We start from the raw sequence: 25,541 nt of genomic DNA on the forward strand, positions 1-25,541 counted from the left end.
AGTCTCCTCTTGGTGTCAGGCGGAAAGCAGCAGCGGCGCGACGTAGTCGAAGGCGAAAGCAGCGGCGACGAGTACGGTCGCGAACCAGAGCGCGATCTGAACGAGGCGGCTGGGGACGGCGCGCGTGCAGGCAGCCCCATCGGCACAGGCCTGTCGCGGCTTCCAGTAGACAAGGTAGAAGCCGTAGCCGAGCATGCCCGCCGTTGCGGCGACAAACAGTGGCTTGTAGGGCGCAAGCGCCGTCAGATTGCCGATCCAGGCGCCGCCGATGCCGAGGCTGAACAGGACGAGCGGAATGATGCAACAGGACGAGGCGGCGATGGCGCCGAGTATGCCGCCGACGGCGACCAGGCGCTGTCGCCCGGCCTCGCTTCGCTCTGGCGTCGTCAGGTTTGCCGCAGTCGGTGCAACGTCTGCTGGTCCGTGTCGGGATGCATTCATGTTCGACCTCGCTCTTCTTGTCGAAAACCTATCCAGGCGCTAATGTGCGGTCTGTAGCAACTACAGGGTCAAGGGGTATTTTTGGATGCGCGATCACGCTGGCGTGAAAGGCCTCAAGCGCGCCGAACTCGCACAGCGCACAGGGTGCAATCTGGAGACGGTCCGCTATTACGAGAAGGTCGGCCTCCTGCCGGAGCCGCCGCGCACGGCGAGCGGCTATCGCAGCTACGACAGCACCCACGAGCGACGGCTTCGCTTCGTCTTGCGGGCGCGCGAGCTCGGCTTCTCCCTCGATGAAGTCCGTGAACTGCTGCGCCTCGTCGACGAGCGCGACCAGCCCTGCGCCGAGGCAAGCGCCGTTGCCGCCGCGCATCTCGACGACGTGCGTGAAAAGATCGCCGACCTGAAACGCATGGAGCGAGTGCTGAAGGACGTGGTGGCCCAATGCACAGAAGGCAATCGGCGGGAATGTCCGCTGATCGAGACGCTGTTCCGGGAGCCGGCGAGCTCAGCGAAATGCCAGTGAGACAGCTTGACTGTTCAGATAAACGCCGTGGGTGCCGTCCCCGGCCTGGAACACGACGATCACGACCATCAGCGTGGTGGCGAGGCTGGCGGCGAAAGCGGTGGCATCTGCGTAGGACATGGGTTCCGGCTCCTGTCTTTGGAGGCGGGGGACCATCCCCCGCGCGACAGGCGCCCGAAGTGTCTGACCGGATCTGCAATCACCCTCGGGCGTTCGGATTCTTTCCGAATCCCCGAGGGCGGCACGCGCGCGTAAGCCGACCCCACCGGGGTTGAATGCAAAGAGACGGTCGGACCAAGGTTAGCGAATGGAAGCGGGGGATGGTGCTTTGCGTCGAGCCGGTGCCGGAAACCCGTCGCAGATGCTTTGCTGCGCCAGCCTCGTTGCCGGCGGATATTCAGGGTGTGTTTCAGGCCGGGGACGGAACCCGTTGCCCCCACAACACCAAGGAGTTGGCGCAATGGTGAAGCTCGAACTCGATCCATCGCTGCTTGTGCAGCGATACCCGATAGCCCCGTGTGCAAGGTTCGGCTTTCAGGGCCGGTCAGTCCCAGAACCCATCGGCGATTTCGCGGGCGATCATGGCGCGGGCCTTCATCATCACATCGTCGCCGGAGGTGTCGATATGACCGAAAAAGCGCGTCCGGGCGCCATGGGCCGTCCAGTCGGCATAGCGGCAGTATTCGCGGGCATCGAGCCGGAAGGCGCGCATGTCCTCGGCCCAATGCGGTTTCGGTTCCACGATGACGGTGACGCCGTTGCGGGTTTCCTCCCAGGGAAGCGAGCGCTCCGATGGCGGATTGCGGCGGTCATCGGCGAAGATTTCATCGACCGTCATCATGATGCGCCCCCATCTTCGGCCTTCTCGACAAAGCCGGCAGGATCGTCGGGATCCGGCGGCAGATAGGCGTCATAGGGGTTGCCGCTTGCGAGATGGCCGAACGGCGTGAAGACGTAATCACCCCCGTCGCGGCCGACCGCGCACAGGACATAGCGTGTCTCACGGGTCGCGGCGTCGAGGCATTCCATAAGGGCGAGATTGCCGTCATCGGCAGCACGAAGCAGAGTGTCGAAGTTCGTTCGAACGGGATCGGGAATGGCCATTGTGTTCTCCTGAAACGAAGAAGGCCCGCCGTCACGGGACAAGCGGGCCGGATGAACGGGATCGGCGATGGTCACGCGGCAGCTCGACCCTCGACGGCATCGGCGCCTGCCTCGTCGGCGGTGATCTCCTCGAGGCGCGCGCGGCTGTAGCCGTTCCTGGCTAGCCAGAGTTCGGCCGCCTCGTGGTTCTCCGCGAGGTGCAGCAATTCGACGTTCTCTCCGACATCCTGCACAACACGGACCTGACCGATCTTCGGGCGTTCGACAACCCGGAAGCTCAGATCGCTGTCGATGCCGTAGCTGCGCATGATGGTGATGAGGATGATGCCGCCTTCGCCGAAATCACCCTCATGCAGGGTGAAGGACGGCGGCGTCGTGTAGGTCGGGCGCTCGCGGCCCGGTTCCTTGCGCACGAGGCGACCGGCCCCGTTGCGGGATTTCCACGCGGCGAGCTTCTTGGTGAAACGTGCGGGCGGTTTCGGCTGGCCGTCGCTATAGGCCACGAGCGAGCCGAGAGGCGCAATGTCGAAAATGAGGGAAGCGGACATGATCTTGCTCCTGAAACGAAAGCGGCCCGGCGAGATGCCGGGCCTTCAGATGGAAGGGATGGAATGCGGGGCGGCGGAGGCCGCCCCGCTGCTGCGCGTCACTCGGCGGCGACGAGGGCCTCTGGATCGTCGGCGGCCTCGGCCGTGTCCTCATGGCCACCGGCGAGGAAGTCGGGCAGCGCCACGCTGTCCTCGTCCTGATCGGTCGCGCCATCCACGGCCTGCGCCTCGATGGCGGGGCGCAGCGGCTCCGGCAGCCAGCCGGTATCGGCCAGGAGCCGTTCGGCCTCCTTCGCCATATCGCCCTTCTTGAGATGCGCGATGAGATCGGCCGCGCGATCGCCGGCGCCCTCGCGCACCGCCTCGATGATGCGGGTCTTGGTCACGCGACCCAGGTAGTTCTCGACCGTGGGCCTCCAGCCCGCTTCGACGAGATCGAGGCCGGTGGCCTGTGCCAGCCGTTCGGCCTCGGCCATGCGGCGGTCGAGACCGTGCTGCGAGATGCCATTCCCCGAATAGGGGTTGGGCCGCTCGTAAAGCGCGTTGACCCCGAAACTGACGCAATGGGCGAGCAGCGCCAGGCGGCTGGCATCGTCGAGACCGTCGATCCAGTCCCAGAGCCGGTCGTCATCGCCAGCGGGGATGTCGCCCCGCCAGGCGTCCGCGCGCTCGTCGATCATCTTCGCGGCGGCGCTGTCAGCGAGCCCGGTCGCATCCGTGGGAAGATAGATGTGACGCACGGCGGCATAGAGGCTGGTTCCCGAGGTGGCGGTGCGCTCGAAAGTATCGAGAACCAGCTTGTGCAGCAGCGCCGTCATGGCGACGCGCGGATTCTCGGCAAGCGCATTGCGCAACGCCAGCGTCCGCCAGGCGGTCAGGTCGGTCACCAGCCGCTCGGGCAGCGGCTTGACGGCATCGTCCTCCTCTTCATCGCCGTCCGGGACCGGCTCGCCGCCGACGGTGATAACCGCGCGCTGCACCGCATCGGGATCGGACGGGTCGGCACCTTCGCCCGCATCCTCACCATCGACGCTCTCGGGTTGTTCGTCCTCGGGGCGGACATAACCGGGACTGACGATCAACTCGCCATCGCGGTCGATGCTGACGAAAACACCGGCACGGGCGATGTCTTCCGGCGCGAAGGTGACGGGCCGGTTCTCGAAGCCTTCCAACTCGGCTTCGATCTCCCCGAGCCGCTGGTCGATCTCATCGGGCAGGTCGTCGGCTTCTGCATACTGCGCTTCGAGTTCGTCATACTCGTCGCGCAGCGCCTCGCGGGCGGTGCGCTCCTCGTCGGTCAGCTCCTGGGTCACACCGACCAGCCTGCGCAGGCCGTTGGCGTAGCCGTAGGGAAGTTCGACTGCCGCGTCGATCCACTTCCAGCCCTGTCCGGCGATCTCGTCGGCGACAGTGCGCAGCTTATCGTCAACCAGGCGGTCGAGCAGCGTGACGTCCTGCAACCAACCGCCGTTCTCGTCGGAGAAGAGATCGCGCAGCACCGGGCCGCCCGCCGCCTCATAGGCGTCGATGCCGATGAAGCGGGCGCGCTTGTCGGCAGCCGGAACCGTGGTCTCGGTCAGCAGGCTGCGGATGTGCCAGGGCTCTTTCTGCCACGACGTGCTGATCCGCTCCCAGACCTGCTGCTGGCGCTCGTGGTCGGGATTGACGGTGAAGGCTTCCAGCATCGCCAGCGTCATCTCATTCCGCGCATAGGCGTCGTGCAGCGCCGGCGCGACCGTCGCGAGACGAAGGCGCTGCATGATGTAGCGCGGCGTGGTCCGCCAGGCGTCGGCGATCTCCTCCTTCGACATGCCCATGTCGAACATCCGCTTGAACGCCTTGAACTGGTCGAGCGGATGCAGGGCGAGGCGCAGCAGGTTCTCGGCCAGCGAGTCGTCGACTGCCGAGGTCTTGGCATCGGCCTTCTTGACGATGCAGGGGACGAGGCCATCGGCCGGGAAGCGACCGGCTTCGACGAGGCGCGCGATGGACCTGTAGCGGCGGCCGCCGGCCGGGGTCTCGAAATCGCCGGTCTCAACGCCGTCCGCGTCGAGGATGGCGCGAACGTTGAGGCCCTGCACGAGATCCTCGCGCCGGTCGATGTCATGGGTAAGTTCGTCCAGACCCGCCTCGACGTCAGCCTCGCGAACATTGCTGTCCGACAGCCTGATCCGGTTGAACGGAATGTCGCGCGCCCGTGAAAAGACGATCATCGGGGCGACGGGCTTCTTCCTGGCAGCTTTGGCCATGGTGATTTCTCCGCGACGGGCGGCCGGGAGCCACTCTCTCGACCTCCAACCCGTCACGAAGCGAAGCGCCGCCCTCTTCCTCTGAAGAGTGCGACGCCAGGCCACAAAGCCGGCAACCGGAAATCAGGATTCCCGGCTTTCCGTATCTGTGGATGTGCGGGTGAATGCCGCACCGGCGCGGTAGAGGGCTCGTTCCGCCGCCTGGATGCTGCCGGTTTCCCACGCAGCCTCCGCCCAGACCGAGATCGGGAAATCCCCGGTGAAGAGCAGATCCCGCTCGATCCCCATGCCGAAGGGCAACCGGACCCCACGCAGCTCTTCCAGGCTCCACGAGCCGAGTTCGGGGTAGCCGATATCGGCCAGGCCGAACATGATGTCGCCGCCCTGATCCAGCTCGGTGGCGAGCCAGACGCCCGCGCCGAAGGGGTTGAAGAATTTCACGACGGGGATGTGATCCCCGCCGCGCTGGCATCCATTGGCCAGAAGCCGGTCACGCTGTGTTCCGGTCAGGAGGATCATGCCGCGACCCTCCCGTCGATTGCAGCCGGATCCGGTTCCCCGGCATCTTCGGCCGGCAGATGCGCCAGCAGCCAGTCGGCCGCCTTACTGGCCTGTGAGGCCGCGCGGACAATGGCGCGGTTATCCTCGCGCAGCACCTCCAGCCAGGAGCCGATGTAGTCGGCATGGCGCACGGTCGGCACGATGCCGAGCGAGGCGCAGCAGAAGGCCGCGTTCATCTCAGCCACCAGCTCCTCGAAGGCGTATTTCTTCGTGCCGAAACTGCCCGAAAAATCCCGCCCCAGGCGCGAGGCATGGCCTGTGGCGTGACCCATCTCGTGGAGCGCCGTCCTGTGCCAGTTGATCGGTTCGAAATAGGCGGCCGGTGGCGGCACCTGGACATAGTCGAGCGCCGGAACATAGAAGGCGCGATCCCCGCCGATGCGGAAATCGATACCAGTGGCACAGATCAGCGCCTCGACCCTCGGCTCGATCATGCCTGGCGGTGGTGGTGGTGCCTCGACAGCGATGTCCTCGGGCAAGCCTTCGCATTGCGCCGCGTTGAACACGGTGAAACGCTTCAGGAACGGGACGCGTCCCGGTTCTTCACCGGTCTCGCGGGCTCGGCGCTTCTCGTCTTCCGGGGTGAAGCGGTCGGCATAGACGACCGTCGTGCCGTGCTCGCCCTTACGGACATTGCCGCCGAGGGCTGCCGCCTGGCGATAGGTGAGCCAATGCTGGGTCGGATAGCCGTTCTGGACCACGGCACCCCAGAGGATCAGCACATTGATCCCGGAATACTGCCGCGAGGTCGCGGCGTTTCGCGGCATGGCAAGCGGCGCTTTCGCCGCAGTCCCCCAAGGCTGGACCCAGGGAAGCCGTCCTTCCTCCAGCTCGGCGATGATCTTGTCGGTGATGTCGTCATAGAGATTGCTGCGGGCGCCGCCTGGGCGAGCGCGGTCCTGTCTGGCCATCGGGATGATCTCCGCGACGGGCGCCGGAGGCCACTCCTCCAGCACTCAACCCGTCACGGAAAACCCGTCCGCACTCTCCCTCTCAGGGGGCGTTGCGGGGTCTCCCCGCTGAAGGGGGTGCGCCGGCAACGATAGTGCCGGCCAGGGGGAAGGCCTTCCCCCGTCAGGCCCACGGCAAGATGCGCGTTTATTCGCGGGAACAATAAAAAGAGCCCGCGCGAATGAAGAATCAGAAGCGAATAGCCGTCGCCGGTGTTGGCGTCTGCCGGTATGATGAGGTGAGTTTGGCGCTCAGGCTTGGAAAACTAATGACGCAGCATGACCAGCACATCGCCACGTGGCGGGATGCTTTTCGCGACGAGACAACGGGCATCCACAGAACCATTCAGGATCTGCTCTGGAACTACGCCGCCTTTCGCACGACGGTTCGGATCGTCCGTCTTGCAAATGAGAAGAGAGGCTCGAGACCCCCGCTTAACCAGATGATGTTCAATCTCGTTTCCGAGGGATACTGGTCAAGCCTGCTTCTCGGCACTCGCCGACTTCTCGATAAGGCCCCGATCAATGGCCCCAAGGGAGTTTACTCGATCCGATCTGTCGTCAACGACGTGAAAGCGAGCCAAAACTGGTTGACCAGGAGAATCTACGTCGAGAAAGTGCTTGACGCGCAATACGATCTCGATCGCCTGCATCAAGAACAACATGACCACCTCGTCGCCGCGAATGGGCGTCCGGTGTGGGGTGATCCAGAGCTCATGAAAAGTCAGGCCGCGCATCGGCATTTCGATGTTTTGAGCGGCGTGTCTCCATCAGGGCGTAACCCGAGCGATCTGATCTCAGCCACGGTATTGGAGAAGATCGAAACTCGGCTCGCCAGCCTTGATCGAATTGCCGAGCACGTTAACTCGCATGTTGCTCATGCCGGGAACAAGCAAAGTCGGCAGGACAGGGAGCTTGGTGATTTCGACATTCGCGATGCCGAAAAGACTCTCAGGCAGTTGAAGGAAATCGCGGATCTGGTCGGAGTGTGGTTCGCCAACGAAGGCGGTGCGGGCCTCGCCACATATCTCGGTGACCAATTCGAGGGCCTCGATCATGCGGTCGTAGACAGCGCCGACCTTGCCGACCTTTTAGAGCAATGGCGATTGATCGATAGAGAAATCGCAGAATGGTCGATCCGGCCAGAAGATTTGTGACCCCCGAGAGGCAGGCCGATTCGTTGGTTCGAACCGATACCGCCTTCTGTCAAAGCCACCGGCTTTACCGAAAATCCCGCGCCTTCACCCTGATACCGCCGGCCCCCGGCCCCTGCTGCCCGTCCGTCGCCACCTCGCGCTGCACGACAGTCGCCAGATCCCGCGACAGATCGACGATCCGATGGGCGACGAGATGCACGACCTCGCCCTCGCGCTGAACGCGGCCCCGCACGGCGATCATGCTCGATGAGAGAATGACCCGGCGATAGCGCTCGAAAATCTTCTGCCAGACGACGAGATTGGCGATGCCGGTCTCGTCCTCGAGCGTGATGAACATGACGCCATTGGCCGAACCGGGGCGTTGGCGCACCAGCACGATCCCGGCAGCCTCCAGCCAGCGCTGATCACGGGCCGCCATCGCCTCGGCGCAGGTGACGATCCGGCGCCTCGCCAGGTCCTCGCGCAGGAAGGAGACCGGATGGCGACGCAGCGACAGGCCGATATGCCCATAATCCTCGACCACCTCGCGGCCAGCAGGCATCGCTCTGAGCGCGATCGCCGGCTCGTCGAGTTCCGGAACGGTCCGTCCCTCGCGCTCCGAGGCGGCGGCGAAGAGCGGCAGTTCCTCGTCGCGCAGCCCCTTGATGGCCCATTGCGCCTCGCGCCGGGCCAGACCGAACGCCGGGCGGAATCCGTCGGCCGCCGCGATCTGATCGAGCGCCGCCACGGGTACACCCGCCCGCCGCCAGAGATCGTCGACCGAGGTGAACATCTCATCGCCCTGGGCCGCGACGATGGCGGCGGCATGGGCATTGGCGAGACCCTTGACCATCCGCAGCCCGAGGCGGACGGCGAATCGGCTTTCGTCTCCGGTCGGCTCCAGCGTGCAGTCCCAGCGGGAGGCATTGATGCAGACCGGGCGGACCTCCACTTCATGCTCGCGCGCGTCGCGCACAATCTGGGCCGGCGCATAAAAGCCCATGGGCTGGGCGTTGAGGAGCGCAGCGCAGAAGACATCCGGGTGCCAGCATTTGAGCCAGGCCGAGGCATAGGCGATCAGCGCAAAGCTCGCCGCATGGCTTTCCGGAAAACCATAGGAGCCGAAGCCTTCGAGCTGCTGGAAGGTCCGCTCCGCGAAGTCCTGCTCGTAGCCACGCTCGATCATCCCCGAGATCAGCCGGTCGCGGAACTTCGAGACCCCGCCGGTATGCTTGAAGGTCGCCATGCTCTTGCGCAGGAGATCGGCCTCGCCAGCGGTGAAGCCCGCGCATTCGATGGCAACGCGCATCGCCTGTTCCTGGAACAGCGGCACGCCGAGCGTCTTGCCCAGCACCTTCTCCAGCTCGGGCCGGGGATAGTCGACCTCTTCCAGACCCTCGCGCCGGCGCAGATAGGGATGAACCATATCGCCCTGGATCGGCCCCGGCCGCACGATCGCGACCTGCACCACCAGGTCGTAATAGGTCCGGGGCTTCAGGCGCGGCAGCATGGACATCTGCGCCCGGCTCTCGATCTGGAAGGTGCCGAGTGTGTCGGCCTTGCGGATCATCGCATAGGTGCGCGGATCCTCGGCCGGGATCGACGCCAGATCGAGGCGGATATCCTTGTGCTCGGCCAGCAGGTCCAGCCCCCGGCGCATGCAGCTCAGCATGCCGAGCGCCAGGACATCGACCTTCATGAAGCGCAGCGCGTCGATATCGTCCTTGTCCCATTCGATGATCTGGCGCCCCTCCATCGCCGCGGGCTCGATGGGGACGAGATCGTCGAGCCGGTCGTGGGTCAGCACGAAACCGCCCGGATGCTGCGACAGATGCCGCGGCGCGCCGCGAAGCTGGGCGGCCAGTTCGAGCGTCAGGCGCAATCGGCGATCTTGCGGGTTGAGATTGAGATCGCGGAGCTGCTGCTCGGTCACACCGGCCTCGGACCAGCCCCAGAGCTGGCCGGACAGCGTCTGGATCAGGTCTTCGGGAAGCCCCAGGGCCTTGCCGACGTCCCGCAGCGCGCCCTTGGAGCGGTAGCGGATGACGGTGGCGGTTAGCGCGGCGCGCTCGCGGCCGTAATGCTCATAGACCCACTGGATCACCTCCTCGCGCCGCTCATGCTCGAAATCCACGTCGATGTCCGGCGGCTCCCGGCGCTCCTCGGAGACGAAACGCTCGAAGAGGAGATCGTTGCGGCCGGGATCGATCGCGGTGATACCGAGCACATAGCAGACGGCCGAGTTCGCGGCCGATCCGCGCCCCTGGCAGAGGATGCCGCGCGACCGGGCGAAGCGGACAATGCTGTTCACCGTCAGGAAGTAGGGCGCGTAGTCGAGCTTGCCGATCAGGGCCAGCTCATGCTTCAGCGCCGCTGTCACCTCGTCGGGGACACCCTCGGGATAGCGGCTCGCCGCGCCCTCCCAGGTCAGCCGCTCCAGGGTCTCCTGCGGGGTCAGCGCCGGATCGTCGCGCTCTTCGGGATATTGATAGCGCAGCTCGTCGAGCGAGAAGCGGCAGCGATCCGCGATCTCACGCGTCCGGGCCAAAGCCTCGGGCCAGCGCGCGAAGAGCCGGTGCATTTCGGCAGGCGGCTTCAGATAGCGGTCGGCATGGCGATCGCGCCGGGTGCCGAGCGCATCGACGGTGAGATTGTGCCGGATCGCGGTGACGACATCCTGCAGGATGCGGCGTCCGGGCTCATGGAAGAGCACGTCATTGGTCACGACGGTGGGCACACCTAGGCCCGCAGCGAGCGTCGACAGCTCCCAGAGGCGCATCTGGTCATTGGGCCGCCGGCGCAGCGTCAGGCCGAGATAGGCGCGATCGCCAAAGGCATCGCGCAGGCGCCGCAGCCGCAGACCGCAGGTCTCGTCGGCGAGGTCCGGCGCCAGGACCACGATCAACCCCTCGCCATAGGCGACCAGATCGTCCCATTCGAGATGACAGCGCGCCTTGCCCGCCCTCCCCTTGCCCAGCGACAGCAATCGGCAAAGCCGTGAATAGGCCGCCCGGTCGGTCGGATAGACCAGCACCGACATGCCGCAGGCAAGATCGAGGCGGCAGCCGACGATCAGCCGCACCCCCGCCTCCTTCGCCGCCTCATGGGCGCGCACGATGCCGGCCAGCGTGTTGCGATCGGTCACGGCGAGCGCCTCGATCCCCATCGCGGCCGCCGCGGCGAACAGCTCCTCGGCCGAGGACGCGCCGCGCAGGAAGGAGAAATGCGACGTCACCTGCAATTCGGCGTAAGCGGGCGCGCTCATCCGAATATCCCGTGCAGGAACCAGCGATGCGAGCCGGTGGCCGCATCCTCGCCATCGCCGGAGCGGAAGATCCAGAAGCGTTCGCCGGCATCGTCCTCGACCCGGAAATAGTCCCGCACAGCGATGAGCTCGGCATCGCGTTTCCACCATTCCCCGAAGATGCGCTCGGGGCCGTCGGCCCGGCGAACACGGCGGCGCACGCCCTTCCAGGAGAACCAGTTCGGAGGATGGTCCGGCAGCAGCGCCATGGTCTCGATCGGCTCCGGCTGGGAGAGCAGCCGCGAGGGGCGCGGCCAATGGTCCGGCCAGCCTGCGCCCGTATCCTCGGCAAGCGCCGGCAGGCGGCGGACCGAGCGTTCGGGCACATCGCTCGCCACCGGGGCGAAGCGATAGACCGCCCGCGCGCCGACCCGGTTCGCCAGCGTGTCGATCAGGCCGGAGAGATCCGGCGCCCCCTCTTCGATCAGGCTGCTGGCCGCCTGTTTCAGGGCCAGCGGTTCGGCCAGGGTGGCGGTCAGCGACATGATCTCGACGCCGAAGCCTGGCGCGATCGTCTCGATCTTGTCGCAGAGAAGCCGGGTCAGGCGCGCGGGATTCCGCACCGGCATGGCCAGACCGATGCGCACCGTCTCGACCCGGTTGTCGACGCGGTAGCAGAGCAGGTCGAGACGGCGCGCGCCAAGACCCCGCCCTTCGAGCGCCTCGCAGAGCGCCATGACCAGCTTGCGAATATAGCGCGCGATGGTCTCGGCGGCGCCTATGGGTTCGGCGAAGACGCGGCGGACGGAGACCAGCTCCTCCAGTCGGATCGGCTCGATGGGTTCGGCGACCGCACCCAGGGCCTGATCGAGACGCCGGCAGAGCTCCGGGCCGAAGCGCCGGGTCAGGGGCGCACGGGGCTGCCCGATCAGGTCGCCGATGCGGACAAAGCCCAGGTCATTCAACCCCACCGCGATCGCGGGCGGCAGGCGCAGTGCTTGCAGCGGCAGCGGCGCGAGGACCGGGACGGTTTCGCCGGGAGGGGCGACAAACAGCGGATCGGCCGCGTAGCGCGCCAGCGCATGGGCCGCGCCCCAGCTATCGGCAATGGCGGCGCGGGCGGTGACGCCGGACATGACAAGCCGACCGGTCAGCACCTCCAGCATGGCCGCCTCACCGCCATGCAGATGGTCGGCGCCGGTCGCGTCGATGACGATCCCGTCCGGCGCGTCGGCGGCGACGATAGGTGAGAAGCGTTGCAGCACCCAGAGCGCGAGGCGTTCGAGGCTGTCCAGGTCGGCCCGCGGGTCGGCGGGCTCGATGTGGAGGCCGGGCACCATCGCCTGGGCCTTGGTGACAGGCATTCCGGCGCGCAGGCCGAGCGCCTGCGCGGCCGGATCGGCCGCCGTCACCACCCGGCGGTTCTTCTCCTTTCCGGCGATGACCAGCGGCGCCTCACCGGGCGGCGCTGCGTCGCCCGCCTTCCGCCGCAACCGGTCTGTCGGCCAGTTCGGCAGGAAGACAGAGATGACCCGAGCCATCGCACGCCTCCAGTTCGATATCGAGACATTCGCCCGCCCGCGCCCGGATCAACTCAACGAGCCAGCGCGGCCGTCCAACACCGGGAACCGGAAGGGGCGCGGACGGCAGCGCCGAGATCCGCCAGCGGGTCATCGCCGCCGTCGGCTGCCCGAAATCGCTCGCCTCCGCCTGCCGCCGCCAGCGGCGCAACGCGATGCAGATCGTCGCCGAACCTTTCGCGGCCAGATGCAGCCGCCGCGAGGCGGGCATCGGCAGGCGCGCGACGTCACCGACGACCGCCCCCAGCCCGCCATGCCGCAGCCCTTCCTCCATACAGGCGAGAGTCGCCTTGTCGTCCCCGGCTTCGACGAAGATCACCCGGCCGGGCGGCAATCCGGCCTGCTCCAGCCCCGGTGCGAAGAGATCCTGGAGCGCCACGCACCAGAGCACCTGGCCGGCGGTGCGGGCGGCGATCCCGGCGGTGAAGCAGGCGGCAGCCGCGCCATCCACCGCCCCGTTGCCGCCTCCGGCGACTTCATGGAGGCATCCGAGCGCCAGTCCGCCACCGGGCAGCTTGCGATCCAGCGGCGCGATCCCGAAGGGCAGCACCTCGTGCGGACGCACGCCATCGCCTTCGAGCCGCGCGATGCGCGCCCGAAGTTCGGCAATGGCTGGGCTGTCGGCACGGCTGGGCATATGAGGATGGCGTCTCCGGGGCTTTGCACTGGTCGATTCTGTTGCTATGTTCTTTATTTGTTCTCTTGTGGGTCGAGAGTCAATCTCGGCCATCCCGGAAGTGATCGACGGCGCGCGATGCCCTATGGTGGCGTAAAGTATTCGCAAGGAGAGTAGTGGGGCGATGTGCAACCTGTATCGCATTACGACCAATCAGCAGGCGATCAGGGATTTCGTGGCCGCCACCCATGACAGCATCGGCAATCTCGAACCTTCGATCGACGTCTATCCCGACCGGCCGGCTCCGGTGGTGCGCAACACCGATGGCGGACGGGAACTGGCTTCGCTGACCTGGGGCATGCCGACGCCCATCGAATATCTGAAGTCCCGCGATGCACCGGACACCGGCGTCACCAATATCCGCAACACGGCCAGCCCCCATTGGCGCAAATGGCTCGGAGTTGAGCATCGCAGCGTGGTCCCGGCCACCGCCTTTTCCGAATATGGGCAAAAGCCCGATCCGGTCACGAAGCGCAAACCGCTGCACTGGTTCGCCCTCGATGAGACCCAGCCCCTGTTCTTCTTCGCGGGAATCTGGACGCCATGGCGCGGAACCCGCGGATCGAACCGGACCCCGCGTCCGGGCGATCATCAGCTGTTCGCCTTCCTGACGACCGAGGCCAATGGCGTGGTGAAACCGATCCATCCGAAGGCCATGCCCGTCATCCTGACGGGCCGTGACGAAGTCGAGACCTGGCTAACCGCCGACTGGAAGGAAGCGAAGGACCTGCAACGGCCGCTGCCCGACGAGCGGCTGGTGATCGCGGAGACGCCAGCGAGCGCAGCCGCCGATGGCATGTTGCCGGGCCTCTGACAATGATCCGGAGGACGAAAATGGGCCGGAAGGAAGAAGAACAGTTAGCGGCGACGCTCGCCAAGGCGATGGCGATGATCTGCGTCCGCAACAGCATGCTGGAGGACCTGCATGCGGGGCCGGTCCCGGTCACGAAGACCGGTGACTATTCCGATGTCTTCGTCATCGACGCCGACGGCAACCACATCCCCTGGGGAAGCGTGTCGCGGTTCGACGATGAGGAGATGCGCGACCTGATGCGGCAAGTGGTCAATCGCCTCTACACGTTCCAGACCTGTTTCGCAGAGCCCCAGTTTCAGGCGGTGATCGACAAGTGGCTCGGGGTGACGCGCACCTGGGACGAGCCGGTTCTCGACGAGCGCCTCGCGGGAAGGCCAGTATAGATTTCCTCGCTCCGGCAATCATTGCGCTCGAACGGCTGCTCATATGAGCCCTTCAAGCGTCCAGGCTGATAATCTGGGTCCAATAGCTGATCCGTTGAGCAGGCACGGCGTCCCGCTCTCTCAGCGATCTCAACATATCCAAGATCGGCTTGGTTCGCGAGGTAGGCAGCACGGGCCTCGGCATGGTTGGCATGCGATCAACGCAAATCGATCCGTGCGACCAGCGCCTCCTCCGCTTCAGTGAAGGCGAGCCTGTAGCGGTTCGCCGCATCCATCCGTTTGCTCATCTCAGCGTGATCCTATTGGCTTCGACGTGACGAAAAGCCTTCGACCGGCACGTGAGAAGTATCACCTGCATCCGCTTCGAAGCGTCCTGCAGGATGTCGGTCATCGTCTCCAAGCGGGCATCATCGGAATAGACGAGAGGGTCGTCGAGGATCAGAGAGATCGGCGCTCCATCCTCGAGCAGGAGGTCCGCAAACGCGAGCCGAGTCAATATCGCCAACTGCTCCTGCGTGCCTCGACTGAGATCACCACAGGATTCATCGATCCCCGCCCTCGTGAGGCCGGTCAGCCCGAGCTCCTCGTTGAATGACAGATCACATCCGGGAAGAAGCTGCTGGATGTATCGACTAGCCCGAGCCGTGACGGGTGCGAGGAATGTCCTCGACGCTTCATTCGCGGCATCCGACAGCGCCTCGCGGAGCACCTCAAGCATGTCGGCCTCATGCCGCAAACGATCGCAAGCGGCGATCGCGGCCTCCTCTTCCTCCCGCGTTTCGGCAAGGCGACCGGCAGGCCCGTTTGTCCCTTCCCTAACGATCGTGGATTCGAGCGACGCGATCCGGGCGGTCAGTTCAAGTCGTTCCTCGCCGGCCCGGCTGGCGGCACGATCGAGGTTCACAATGCGGCGTCGGATAGCGTCGGCGTCGAAAGACGTGGCGCTTTCGCGCGCCTTCTCGAGAGCTTCGAACTTCGCGGCACGCTCCCGCTGAGCCTCACCGCGCGCCGCTTCGAGCGTTTCCCGATCCCCGATCTCTAGGAGGTTCCGGAGATCTTCAGCCGCAGCCTCGGATTCGCGGATGGCTGCGGAATAATCGGCTTCGGCCGTTGCGAGCGTACTCTCCGCCTTCGACAGAGCCGTCCTCCCGTCTTCGCGCTTTCCGGATGCGGCAGCCTCGGCGAGCTTGGCGTCGACCACCGCCTTCTCCAGCGTGTCGACATTGTCGGTTGGGGCGACAACGTCGGCGATGTCGCCCAGCTCGGCCACGAAGGCGCGCAGGGCATCTGCCCCGGGCGCCAACCCGATTGTCGGATCTCCAGGACATGCCGAGGCGATCTGTGTCCGGAGCGCCTTCAACTCGCGCTTGGCAGCGGAGGCCCGTTCGTTCCGGGCCACGCCCTCCGCATGCGACTTGATGCCGAGCGACCGCAAGGCGGAAGCGAGTTCTTCCGTCGCCGCTGCAAGATCGGCCTCAATGGACTGACCCGAACCCTGCGGCGGGCGCACGACTAGGCTGCCCGCATCACCCAACTCGAACTTGGTGGTCTTGAGGACGTCAACGCTGGTGACGTCGGTCGTCAACCCGTCAATCCTCAAAGATGCGCCCGCCCCGAGTTCGACTTCTACCTTCACAGCGCCTGCTTCGAACCGGGCGCGTGCCTGGATGGCGGCAAGCTCGAGTTCGGTAATCTCCTCAAGGTCGTCACTATCGACGGCCCCGGCGGAGTCATCAACCAGCGCACGCTCACGCTCCTCTAGCTCGGCTAGAGCTTTTCGCGCATCGATCGCGCGACGAGCGCCCGCGGCATTAGCGAACCCGCGCAATCGCGCGCGTGCGGAGGACAGTGCCTCCTCGTGTTTCTCCCTTTCCGCGCGAGCCTCGTCGAGCGCGGCGCGGAGTGATTTTTCCTCCTCACCGGCACGAGCAGCCTCAGCCTTGGCTTCGTCCCGCAGACGAGCCTTCTCTTCGAGGTATGTGCCGGCGGATCCGACGCGAGCCTCGGCTGCGTCCAATCGCTCGATCCTCGACGAAGCCGTCTTCGCGACCTCGTCGGCGCGTCCGAATTGCGCCTCCGCCGCAGTCGACCGCAGAGAGGCGGTCTCCGCGACCTTCTGGTCCGCCTCGAGCTTTTTTCGCTGCTCCGCCGCCTCTGGGTCGACGAGATCACGCTCGATAATCCTAAGCCGTGACCTCGCCGCGTCCAACTCGGTGAGAGTGTTCTCGTATTCATGGAAGTTGGTCTCGGCCGCCTGGCGGGCAGCCGTCGCCGTGGACACGCGAGCCTCTGCCACCGCTAAGTCGCCGCGCGACTTGCCCGTCGCCGATGTGCGCAGCGCTGAATATGCCGCTTCGATGCTGGCCCGGATCGCGTCAAAGCGTCGACCACCCGTCACCGCGCCGACTTCCGCCTCGAGCACTCCCCGAACGGTATCGCGCACGATGCGGTTTGGACTCTCCACGGAGAGTGCCGTCGCCTGCTCGACCCAGAGCATGCCAAGGGGCCCGCGCGTTTCGGGATCGCTGCCCCGGTTGTTGCCCCGCTCGAATCCGAGCAGCTCCTGCAGCGCTTCTTCGGCCGCATCGCTCTCTCGTCGCCCGCTCGCGCCGGTAAGTCGCACGGAGGGAGACTTCATGAACTGCTTCTCGAGCCTCCAAGTCTGCCCGTTGAGGCCGAAGCCGACAGTGACACGGGGCGCCACGTCATCACCAGTCGGGACATAGGAACGGACGAGTTCGGTCTTGGCGGAGTAGCGGATGAAGAAGGCCGCACGCAGGGCCTCCAATAGGGTAGATTTGCCCGTCTCGTTCGGCTCGACTACGATGTTCAAACCGTCGGTGAAGCCGTCGATGCGTAGCGGTTCGCGGAACTTGCGGAAGTTCTCGACCTCCAGGGATTTGAGGATCATCGCGCAACCTCCGCATCGAATCGCATCGCCTCGACATAGAGACGCTCCAGCGCCGCGGCGGCGATCTGGGCATCGGAACCCGATCCGGTAGCCCTGGCCTGTAGGGTAGCAGTCGCCCCGGCGAGCGCACCTTGGACATCGATTTGGGCGACGTCCTCTGCCGTCGGACGCGCGGTCAGGCCATCCGCGTCGAGTTCCAAATGCCGCAGTTCGTGCGCCAGACAGTCCTGGACGGCCGACGTCATCGTGACGCGGTCGGCGAGACTCACCACACCGACGAGATGGAGCGAAAGGAGCACGTCCGACAAACGCGCCTCGCTGCGGAGCGCGGCGAGTTCACGGTCCAAGTCTTCCATGTTCTCCATACTCCAGCGGCGCGACATCCAGCGATATCGACCGGTCTCGATCCGCTGCAGCTCGGGCGTTTCGTTGGATCGCAGGCTCACGCCGATGCAGCCGCCCGGCTCATCGCGCCCGAACCGGTCAATTTCAGGGGTCCCGCTGTAAGCGGTCCGGTCGCCAACCGTCAAAAAGCCATGCCAGTCCCCGAGCGCGAGGTAGTCAAGGCCCGCGGACTTGGCGCGATCCGGCGGGATCAGATTGGAGCTCTCTCCGGTGGCGCCAAACTCTGTGATGGAGCCATGTGCGAGACCGATGCGGAGTGCCCCCGGCGGCGTCGTCATATCGACCATCGCCGCGGAAGGATCGGACACCGTCTTCCGGTGCTCCAGGGGCGCCGGCAGAAGCCAAGCACCCTGCTCCATCTCAATAGGCTCGGGAGTGTCCACGATCCGGACTGAGGCAGGCGCACGCCCGCGCAGCCTGCTCCAGAGTCCACCGGCTCGCGCATGATCGTGGTTGCCCGGCATCAGCCACCAGGTGACCGACGCCCGCTGCATACGTGACAGCATCTGCGTGACGATGCGGTCGCCGGGTTCGACGTTGTCGAACACATCACCGGCGACGACGATGTGCGTGGCACCGCTGGATATTGCCGCAGCACCGAGGCGATCGATGGCATCGAGGCGAGCCTCAGCCAACGCACTACGCACCTCCTGCGGAAAGCGCCCGAACGGCTTTCCGAGCTGCCAGTCAGCCGTATGGATGATCTTGAGCGTCGCCACGAATCAGTTCCTCGTTACAGTGCCACACATGGATCACGCACCCACTGCTACCGGAGCTTGCGCCTCCGTCGGGTCCGGGATTTCCTCATCGCGGAAGAAACGCCACATGGCACGGACGAGGCTCTTCAGCATCTCGCTCTCGTGGCCCTGTTCTTTAGCACGGAGAAGTGTCTGATAGACGATTTCCGGTATCTTCTGCGCATCGTTGCTCGGATGCACACCAAAGGGTTCGCAGGCAGCAGCAAGGCACGCCGTGTGTACTTCAGGCGTGAGATCCTCCTTGAGCTTGTGCTCCAATGTCTTTTCGAAATGCGCGTAACAATCGCTGATGAGGTCGCTAGTGGGCGCGGCGTCGATCTGATCGTTCGGCTTAGCGAGCTTGCTCAAAGCAAGATCGGTTGCCGGCGTTCGTTTAGCCTCGGGTAACTGCTGGTCGCAATCCCATAGCATGAAGGTTGGAATACCCAGCTCGCGAAAAATCACATAGGGACGATCGAGATTGGCTTTGCCTTCGGTTGACAGGATGGCGATGCCGGCCGCCTCGAAATTCACGCCGAGCATCCGCGCCGTCGCGGTGAGCGCCGCTTTATCGCTTCGGCCCTCAACCAGAATCACACCGGTGGCGAAAAAGCCTTCGGCCAATTCAGCACCGAGAATGTGCAACCGCGGCATCAAAGTCTGTGCACTGAAAGTGCCAGCGGGCTTATTCCAGCCGCGTTCGAGCTTCTGCGCAACGGTGCCGAGATCCAGCGCTTGCAGGCTGCATTGCTTGAATTCACTGTCGTCACAATGCGAGCGCCGGGTAAGCCTGATCTCGTCGGCCTTCCCCATCGAAATGAACATTGGCGAGTGCGAACCGAAGATAACCTGTGTGTGGCCCTGCGCGCCAGGGAGCGTACCGCTACTCAAGCCCCGCAGCACTTCCGCGAAGTGCCGCTGTTTGGTCGGATGCTGATACAGTTCGGGTTCTTCAATTGCGAGGATAAGCGTCGGTGCCTGCGCCATGACCGCAGCCGCAGCCGCAGCGGGCGCGTCATCACTGCCGTCAACGTCACTATCAGGGGGTGCCTCGTCGCCCTCCGGCACGGCAGTTCGCGCAAGATGCTGGAGAAGTGTAAAGATGAAGGCACGCTGGAGGCCGTGACCTTGCCTGTCCACCGGTCCACCGAAGCCTTCGTCCTTGAGAAACACATCCGCCATTGGCAACGGGACTGGCATCTCGCCGACCTCGCGCCAGGCCAACGAAACTTCAGCATCTTGATACAAACCCCGCAGGTCGGCGGTGAGGGTCCCAGCGAGCGCACCGAGTTCAGGCATATTTTCGGCGGATACCAAGGCCTGGTAGGCCTCGGTCAACTGCGCCTTGAACGCTTGAACGTCCGGCCGCTGAAGGATCTGACTGCGCACTAGCAGTTCGAGTAGTTTGCCGATGACGCTCGTCTTGCCGTCCGCCGCGTCCGCTGATGCGTCGCGAACCGCCGGAATGAACACGAAGCTCGTGTGCTGCTGGAGCTTGCCTCGGCTGTTGTTCTGGAATCCGAAAAACTGACCATCGTCGGGCAGCAGCACCAACTGATCGGGATGCTCAGCCTCCCAGGTTAGCATCGCCTGGTCGACCGCTGCCGCACTGCCAGCAGTGGGAAGGTCGGCGTAGAGTGGGTTATTCTCGCGCAGGGCATTATAAGCAGCGCGCTTGGGTGTGGCTGCGGAATGAGCCCGAACAGCGACGAAGTCGGGAATCTGTGGAACGACACCATGATAGCGTCCACTTGATGGACCTCCGTCAAAAATGCGGGTGACGACCAACCTACCATCCCGCACCCGATCCTCGAACGCTGCGGCTTCTTGCTCGCTAAGCTGGTGAAAGGTTAGTTCAATCTCGATCGGCTGCCCTTGATCGCGTCCAAAGAAATCGTCAGCGTCGCAGTTTTTCGTAGTCGAGTAGAACTTCTCGATAGCCTTCAAGATTGAAGACTTTCCTGCGCCATTGCCGCCGATCAATGCGGTGTGTGCGCCAAAAACGACTTCGACATCGCGAAGTGAACGGAAATTTCTGATGCGAGCACGCTCAAGCTGCATGGCATTTTCCCCCGAGTACACCAGTTGTCGAATCCGAGCGGCGGGAATGCAAGTGCGATGAACAGCTACTCCATCAAGTCGCGCCTACCTCGCACGGCAAAGCCTTGGTCACACTGGGCGCTGAAAAGCTGCTTCCAGGATCAGCGGATCATCGTCGAAACGACAGAGAAGGGGCGCACAGTGAGTTAGTTTGATCTCGCCAGGCGGTCGACGGCGTGGAACTAACGTCTACGGGTTGCACCACCATTCTTCGCCATCGGGCCAGGGTCTGGCCAGCCTTTCGGCAATCAGGATGTCACCGATGTCGCGACCACCGATTCTGATCGTCACGAGCGTCCGCGTGCCGGTGTTGTCCGGCTCTCCATATTCGACGGTCCAGTCGTGCGAGTTCAGCAGCTCGATCACCCGATCACTGGCTCGGTGTGCCAGCGCGATTTCGGCGTCGCCACCACAGATGTGGGTTTGCGGTTCCGGGGTGTCGTAGCCTTCCATGCGCAGCTTTTCCCCGTCGATCCAGATCGTGTCGCCATCAACGAGGCAATATTCGTCGGCGGTACGGGCCTGGCCGGGAACGCACTTCGCAATCTGCGGCCGAGGCTGAGCCTTGGCAGGTTCGGGCATGCCGCCGACCGCCCAGAATAGCGCGAAGGAAAGCACGAACATCTGCCAGTGGAATGTGGGCAATGGGGGAGGACGAATTTGCATGGGCGGATCTGATCTACTTCAATCTGACTGAAGGGGCGGATCGCTACGGTTGGAGGCCAGCCAAGCTTTCACCCACCGCCCTCGCCGAGCGAGGCAGCGATGTCGCTGATCGAGCGGAGCAGAACCAGGGGATCATCCCTGGAAGGCTCGAAGCCACGCCGCCTCCAGAACTTGGCCGCCTCCCCGTCGACGGCGTTGACCAGCAAGGCCCGCCCGCCGATCAGCGATGCGGCCTGAACGCAGCGCTGGAGAGCATGCTTCACAAGACCGGTCCCGATGCCCAGCCCTGCCCATCCGGTGTCGGTTGCGAGTTGGCCGAGCAGCATACAGGGGACCGGGTTGGGCGGCTGCCCCGTCCTGATCGAACGCGGCAGAACCGAAGGCACCACACCGGTAGGCGCGAGGCCGTAGAAGCCGACCACGCGCCCAGCCTCATGCACGACGAGGACGGCGGTGAAGCCCTTCTGCTGATTGGAGAGGGCGCGTGATTTCAGCCAGTGGTCAAGCGTGGGCTTGCCACAGGTGAACTCGGACACATCGTGTTCGGCAGAGAGCGGTTCAGGACCCGAAAGGTGCAAGAGCTTACCGCTTCGCCACGTAGCCGGGCTCCCATGGCGCGGGCCGCTTCAGAACGTCTACCATCTCCGGAACGGGAGCGGCCGGACGCGCCAGCACATCCATGAACTCGGCGAAGCCCTCCGGGCTCATCCGGATCAGGCCCTGCTCCATGACGACCTCCTCGGCCGCGCGCACAGCGGCGTCGCGCACGAAATCGGTGCGCGAGCGGCCGCGCAAGCTGGCGGCGCGATCGATCATTGCGACATCCGCCTCGGGCAAGCGCATCGAGATCGGGTATTCCTTGCGTTCGGCGGTCGTGGCCATGGCGAATCTCCTTGGTCGGCATATAGCGCCTTGTATCGCGAATTACAATACGATAAGGTTGCGCCTACAGTCAATGACCTCATGAGGAGAGGCGACGAGGCCAATGATGACCGGGCCAGCGAGGGATTCCGATAGGTTATTTTGCTACGCCATGGCTCGCCAGGACACGCTGAGCTACGCGATAGCACGCTCACCCGCGCCAATTGCCGCCGAATATTCGCCTTCAATTTCCGTTGCTTATGCTTCCCTCGGGGCGAATGCTGCAAGTTATGACCTTGCGAGCCCCAGGAAACCCGGCAAAGATGACAGGAGGAGAGCGCGAAGCGCTGCTCGAATCCTTGCTGCTGGACGTGCCGGAGCTGACGTTTACGCCACGCGGCAATCCCGACCCACGCCTTCTGCGACTGGTCGGCATCCTGGCGAGGCAGGCGGCGCAGGAGTGCTATGCAGAGGAAGTGATGATGTCACGGCAAAGGAGGAAGCGCTCCTCCTGATATGGATGGGAGCCAAGTTTTGAAAGTCGCGATCTACGCTCGCTATTCTTCCGACAATCAACGCGACGCTTCCATCGCCGACCAGTTCCGTATGTGCCGTCTCCATGCCGAGAAGCAGGGCTGGCACATCGTCGAGGAGTATTCGGACCACGCGATCTCCGGCGCCTCGCTGATCCGGCCGGGCATTCAGGCGCTCATGGCCGACGCAATGGGCGGCCGCTTTGACCTGATCCTCGCCGAGGCGATGGACCGCCTCTCCCGCGACCAGGAAGACATCGCGGGCATCTTCAAGCGCATGTCCTATGCCGACGTGAAGATGTTCACCCTGTCGGAAGGCGAGGTGACGCATCTGCATGTCGGCCTCAAGGGCACGATGAATGCGCTGTTCCTGAAGGATCTGGCCGACAAGACCCGCCGCGGGCAGCGCGGCCGCGTCGAGGCAGGCAAATCGGGTGGCGGCAATGCCTATGGCTACGATGTGGTCAAGAAGTTCGATGCGAACGGCGAGCCGATCCGCGGCGATCGCACCATCAACGAATTCCAGGCCGAAGTCGTGCGCCGCATCTTCCGCGACTATGCCGCCGGCAAATCGGCCAAGACCATCGCCTTCGCCCTGAACAAGGAAGGCATTCCCGCTCCGTCAGGCGGCGACTGGGGCTTCAGCACGATCAACGGCAACCCGAAACGGGGCAACGGCATCCTCAACAATGAGATGTATGTCGGCAAGATCGTCTGGAACCGACAGCGCTTCGTCAAAGATCCGAGCACCGGCAAGCGGCAGGCCCGCCCCAACCCGGAAGAGGAATGGGTCATCCAGGAGGCGCCGGAGCTGCGCATTCTCGACGACGACCTCTGGAGCGCGGTGAAGGCGCGACAGGAAAAGAACAAGATCGCACGGAAGGAAAACGGCGAGGCCGATCTCTCCCGGATCAATACCCGCCGCCGTCCCAAATACCTCTTCTCGGGACTGACCAAATGTTCCTGCTGTGGTGGCGGCTATTCCGCGATTTCGGCGACGCTGATCGGATGTGCGACAGCGCGCAACAAGGGGACCTGCAACAACCGGGTCAACATCCGCCGCGACGAGCTTGAATCGCGTGTACTCAATGCGCTGCGCACCAAGCTCGTCGATCCGGAGCTCTTCGCCCATTTCTGCGAGGTCTTCACGCAGGAGATGAACCGCCTGCGCATGGAAGGCCGTGCGGGTATCGCGTCGGCCGAGGCGGAACTGGCCAAGGTCAACCGAGAACTGGAAAAGATCCTCGACCTGTACCTGAGCGACGCCCTTTCGGTCGACATGGTGAAAGAACGCAGCAAGAAGCTCGAGGCCCGAAAGACCGAACTGGAACAGTTCCTGGCCGAAGCCGACGAGCCGCCACCGCTGCTGCACCCGAGCATGGCACTGCAATACCGCAAGCGGGTCCAACAGCTTTACGACGCTCTGCAGGACGAAGATGAGGGGAAGCGGATCGAGGCCGCCGACACGCTGCGCTCGCTCGTGGATCAGATCGTGCTGACCCCAGTCGACGGCAAGGTGGAGATCGACGTTCAGGGCGATCTCGCTGGAATCCTTACGATTTCCACGCAAAGCAAAAACCCCGCAGCGGGTGCTACGGGGTCGCAAGTAAAGATGGTTGCGGGGGCAGGATTTGAACCTGCGGCCTTCAGGTTATGAGCCTGACGAGCTACCGGGCTGCTCCACCCCGCGCTATGGGTGTTTATTTTGAACCGGTTGGGTAGTTTTTGCGCATCGCGCTTACGAAAGCTGTTTTGTATGTTTTGAGAAGATGGAATGTTATTTGTGTGCTTGGCAGACCTGGCAGCGACCTACTCTCCCGTGTCTTAAGACAAAGTACCATTGGCGCTGGAGCGTTTCACGGCCGAGTTCGGAATGGGATCGGGTGCAGCCGCTCCGCCATAACCACCAGGTCGGCGAAGAACACAAATATGAGAAGCTGGTTGTCTTTCGTGCAGATAAATCAGCGATAAACGCTGATAAACAATAAGCACACGACTGTGTGCCGGCGCCTTTGCGCCGCCCTCTTAGGACGCCATTCACGAAGTGAATAAGGCGTGAGGGGCAAAGTTTTCATCAAGCTACGCTTGATGGATATTGTAAATGGGAGTGATCAAGTCGATCGAGCTATTAGTACCGGTAAGCTACATGCGTTGCCGCACTTCCACACCCGGCCTATCAACGTGGTAGTCTTCCACGGCTCTGATAGGGAATACTCGTTTTTAGGTGGGTTTCCCGCTTAGATGCCTTCAGCGGTTATCCCGTCCGTATATAGCTACCCTGCTATGCCGTTGGCACGACAACAGGTCCACCAGAGATACGTCCATCCCGGTCCTCTCGTACTAGGGACAGATCCTATCAATATTCCTACACCCACGGCAGATAGGGACCGAACTGTCTCACGACGTTCTGAACCCAACTCACGTACCGCTTTAAATGGCGAACAGCCATACCCTTGGGACCTGCTCCAGCCCCAGGATGCGATGAGTCGACATCGAGGTGCCAAACAACCCCGTCGATATGGACTCTTGGGGGTCATCAGCCTGTTATCCCCGGCGTACCTTTTATCCGTTGAGCGATGGCCCTTCCACGCGGGACCACCGGATCACTATGACCGACTTTCGTCTCTGCTCGACTTGTCAGTCTTGCAGTCAGGCAGGCTTATGCCATTGCACTCGACGAACGATTTCCGACCGTTCTGAGCCTACCATCGCGCGCCTCCGTTACTCTTTAGGAGGCGACCGCCCCAGTCAAACTACCCACCATACACGGTCCTGGACCCGGATAACGGGCCGCAGTTAGACATCCATATAGGCAAGGGTGGTATTTCAAGGATGACTCCACAATGGCTGGCGCCACTGCTTCAAAGTCTACCACCTATCCTACACATGCCGACACGAATGCCAGTGTAAAGCTATAGTAAAGGTGCACGGGGTCTTTCCGTCTAACCGCAGGAACCCCGCATCTTCACGGGGAATTCAATTTCACTGAGTCTGCGTTGGAGACAGCGGGGAAGTCGTTACGCCATTCGTGCAGGTCGGAACTTACCCGACAAGGAATTTCGCTACCTTAGGACCGTTATAGTTACGGCCGCCGTTTACTGGGGCTTCAATTCAAT

General features: G+C 63.8%; 22 protein-coding genes, 1 tRNA gene and 2 rRNA genes (1 of these 25 only partly in view). 5 read left to right on the forward strand and 20 right to left on the reverse strand.

Going from position 1 to position 25,541, the window contains the following annotated elements; all coding sequences use genetic code 11:
* Nucleotides 1-15: 15 nt before the first annotated feature.
* On the reverse strand, nt 16-441 hold the full coding sequence (locus OHI65_RS01950) for a mercuric transporter MerT family protein (protein ID WP_012092600.1): 426 nt from the start codon (nt 439-441) through the stop codon (nt 16-18).
* An 85-nt stretch (nt 442-526) separates the two neighbouring features.
* Between OHI65_RS01950 and OHI65_RS01955 the strand changes: the two genes are divergently transcribed.
* Nucleotides 527-967 (forward strand): MerR family transcriptional regulator, encoded by a 441-nt coding sequence (locus tag OHI65_RS01955; protein ID WP_012092599.1) that lies wholly within the window; start codon nt 527-529, stop codon nt 965-967.
* On the opposite strand, the gene OHI65_RS01960 is transcribed toward OHI65_RS01955, so the two are convergent.
* The 7 genes from OHI65_RS01960 to OHI65_RS01990 all read right to left on the reverse strand — a co-directional run bounded on the left by OHI65_RS01960 (nt 950) and on the right by OHI65_RS01990 (nt 6,340).
* Entirely contained in the window at nt 950-1,087 is a 138-nt protein-coding gene (locus OHI65_RS01960; protein WP_166436082.1) for a hypothetical protein, read from the reverse strand. The two genes, OHI65_RS01955 and OHI65_RS01960, sit on opposite strands and share 18 nt — an antisense overlap.
* Before the next feature lie 424 nt (nt 1,088-1,511).
* Nucleotides 1,512-1,808 carry a hypothetical protein gene (locus OHI65_RS01965; RefSeq protein WP_012092597.1) on the reverse strand — a complete coding sequence of 99 codons (297 nt, stop codon included), beginning with the start codon at nt 1,806-1,808 and terminating at the stop codon, nt 1,512-1,514.
* Nucleotides 1,805-2,071: a DUF6117 family protein gene (locus OHI65_RS01970; RefSeq protein ID WP_012092596.1), complete on the reverse strand. Its 267-nt coding sequence runs from the start codon at nt 2,069-2,071 to the stop codon at nt 1,805-1,807. Before OHI65_RS01970 ends, OHI65_RS01965 begins: the two co-directional genes overlap by 4 nt.
* Nucleotides 2,072-2,142: 71 nt before the next feature.
* Nucleotides 2,143-2,619, reverse strand: a complete 477-nt coding sequence (locus tag OHI65_RS01975) for a hypothetical protein (RefSeq protein WP_012092595.1) — start codon at nt 2,617-2,619, stop codon at nt 2,143-2,145.
* A gap of 98 nt (nt 2,620-2,717) precedes the next feature.
* Nucleotides 2,718-4,868 carry a ParB/RepB/Spo0J family partition protein gene (locus tag OHI65_RS01980; RefSeq protein ID WP_012092594.1) on the reverse strand — a complete coding sequence of 717 codons (2,151 nt, stop codon included), beginning with the start codon at nt 4,866-4,868 and terminating at the stop codon, nt 2,718-2,720.
* A 123-nt stretch (nt 4,869-4,991) separates the two neighbouring features.
* Nucleotides 4,992-5,387, reverse strand: coding sequence for a DUF2958 domain-containing protein (locus tag OHI65_RS01985; RefSeq protein ID WP_012092593.1), 396 nt, complete (start codon nt 5,385-5,387; stop codon nt 4,992-4,994).
* Entirely contained in the window at nt 5,384-6,340 is a 957-nt protein-coding gene (locus OHI65_RS01990) for an ArdC family protein (RefSeq protein ID WP_036749324.1), read from the reverse strand. The genes OHI65_RS01985 and OHI65_RS01990 overlap by 4 nt, the downstream gene beginning before the upstream one ends.
* 221 nt (nt 6,341-6,561) lie before the next feature.
* On the opposite strand from OHI65_RS01990, the gene OHI65_RS01995 reads away from it, so the two are divergent.
* A complete protein-coding gene (locus OHI65_RS01995) occupies nt 6,562-7,536 on the forward strand; it encodes a hypothetical protein (RefSeq protein ID WP_012092591.1) in 975 nt (324 codons plus the stop codon).
* Between the two features lie 64 nt (nt 7,537-7,600).
* Here OHI65_RS01995 and OHI65_RS02000 read toward each other — a convergent pair whose 3' ends face one another.
* From OHI65_RS02000 to OHI65_RS02010, 3 genes are read right to left on the reverse strand one after another with little or no spacing between them, the layout of a single operon-like run.
* Nucleotides 7,601-10,780, reverse strand: coding sequence for an error-prone DNA polymerase (locus OHI65_RS02000; protein ID WP_012092590.1), 3,180 nt, complete (start codon nt 10,778-10,780; stop codon nt 7,601-7,603).
* Nucleotides 10,777-12,300 (reverse strand): Y-family DNA polymerase, encoded by a 1,524-nt coding sequence (locus OHI65_RS02005; RefSeq protein ID WP_012092589.1) that lies wholly within the window; start codon nt 12,298-12,300, stop codon nt 10,777-10,779. Before OHI65_RS02005 ends, OHI65_RS02000 begins: the two co-directional genes overlap by 4 nt.
* Entirely contained in the window at nt 12,215-12,976 is a 762-nt protein-coding gene (locus OHI65_RS02010; protein WP_012092588.1) for an ImuA family protein, read from the reverse strand. Before OHI65_RS02010 ends, OHI65_RS02005 begins: the two co-directional genes overlap by 86 nt.
* A gap of 163 nt (nt 12,977-13,139) precedes the next feature.
* Here OHI65_RS02010 and OHI65_RS02015 point away from each other — a divergent pair, with 163 nt between their 5' ends.
* A complete protein-coding gene (locus OHI65_RS02015) occupies nt 13,140-13,829 on the forward strand; it encodes an SOS response-associated peptidase (RefSeq protein WP_028034378.1) in 690 nt (229 codons plus the stop codon).
* A gap of 20 nt (nt 13,830-13,849) precedes the next feature.
* The gene (locus OHI65_RS02020) at nt 13,850-14,212 is read left to right on the forward strand and encodes a hypothetical protein (RefSeq protein WP_012092586.1); all 363 of its coding nucleotides are present in this window, start codon (nt 13,850-13,852) and stop codon (nt 14,210-14,212) included.
* 283 nt (nt 14,213-14,495) lie between these two features.
* On the opposite strand, the gene OHI65_RS02025 is transcribed toward OHI65_RS02020, so the two are convergent.
* The 6 genes from OHI65_RS02025 to OHI65_RS02050 all read right to left on the reverse strand — a co-directional run bounded on the left by OHI65_RS02025 (nt 14,496) and on the right by OHI65_RS02050 (nt 21,913).
* Entirely contained in the window at nt 14,496-17,123 is a 2,628-nt protein-coding gene (locus OHI65_RS02025) for an AAA family ATPase (RefSeq protein WP_012092585.1), read from the reverse strand.
* Nucleotides 17,120-18,247: a metallophosphoesterase family protein gene (locus OHI65_RS02030; protein ID WP_012092584.1), complete on the reverse strand. Its 1,128-nt coding sequence runs from the start codon at nt 18,245-18,247 to the stop codon at nt 17,120-17,122. The genes OHI65_RS02025 and OHI65_RS02030 overlap by 4 nt, the downstream gene beginning before the upstream one ends.
* A gap of 33 nt (nt 18,248-18,280) precedes the next feature.
* Nucleotides 18,281-20,326: an ATP-dependent nuclease gene (locus OHI65_RS02035; protein WP_012092583.1), complete on the reverse strand. Its 2,046-nt coding sequence runs from the start codon at nt 20,324-20,326 to the stop codon at nt 18,281-18,283.
* Between the two features lie 228 nt (nt 20,327-20,554).
* Entirely contained in the window at nt 20,555-21,031 is a 477-nt protein-coding gene (locus OHI65_RS02040) for a thermonuclease family protein (RefSeq protein ID WP_012092582.1), read from the reverse strand.
* Between the two features lie 68 nt (nt 21,032-21,099).
* On the reverse strand, nt 21,100-21,609 hold the full coding sequence (locus OHI65_RS02045) for a GNAT family N-acetyltransferase (protein WP_012092581.1): 510 nt from the start codon (nt 21,607-21,609) through the stop codon (nt 21,100-21,102).
* 4 nt (nt 21,610-21,613) lie between these two features.
* Nucleotides 21,614-21,913, reverse strand: a complete 300-nt coding sequence (locus tag OHI65_RS02050; RefSeq protein ID WP_012092580.1) for a DUF1778 domain-containing protein — start codon at nt 21,911-21,913, stop codon at nt 21,614-21,616.
* A gap of 495 nt (nt 21,914-22,408) precedes the next feature.
* On the opposite strand from OHI65_RS02050, the gene OHI65_RS02055 reads away from it, so the two are divergent.
* Entirely contained in the window at nt 22,409-24,082 is a 1,674-nt protein-coding gene (locus OHI65_RS02055; RefSeq protein ID WP_235823042.1) for a recombinase family protein, read from the forward strand.
* Here OHI65_RS02055 and OHI65_RS02060 read toward each other — a convergent pair.
* From OHI65_RS02060 to OHI65_RS02070, 3 genes are all read right to left on the reverse strand, one after another.
* Nucleotides 24,039-24,115: transfer RNA gene (locus OHI65_RS02060), tRNA-Met, on the reverse strand. The genes OHI65_RS02055 and OHI65_RS02060 overlap by 44 nt on opposite strands.
* Before the next feature lie 106 nt (nt 24,116-24,221).
* A 5S ribosomal RNA gene (gene rrf / locus OHI65_RS02065) occupies nt 24,222-24,336 on the reverse strand.
* Between the two features lie 196 nt (nt 24,337-24,532).
* A 23S ribosomal RNA gene (locus tag OHI65_RS02070) occupies nt 24,533-25,541 on the reverse strand; it runs 1,895 nt beyond the window's last position.

The sequence above is a fragment of the Brucella sp. MAB-22 genome (genome assembly GCF_025908475.1).
In the GTDB taxonomy this organism is placed as follows: domain Bacteria; phylum Pseudomonadota; class Alphaproteobacteria; order Rhizobiales; family Rhizobiaceae; genus Brucella; species Brucella anthropi.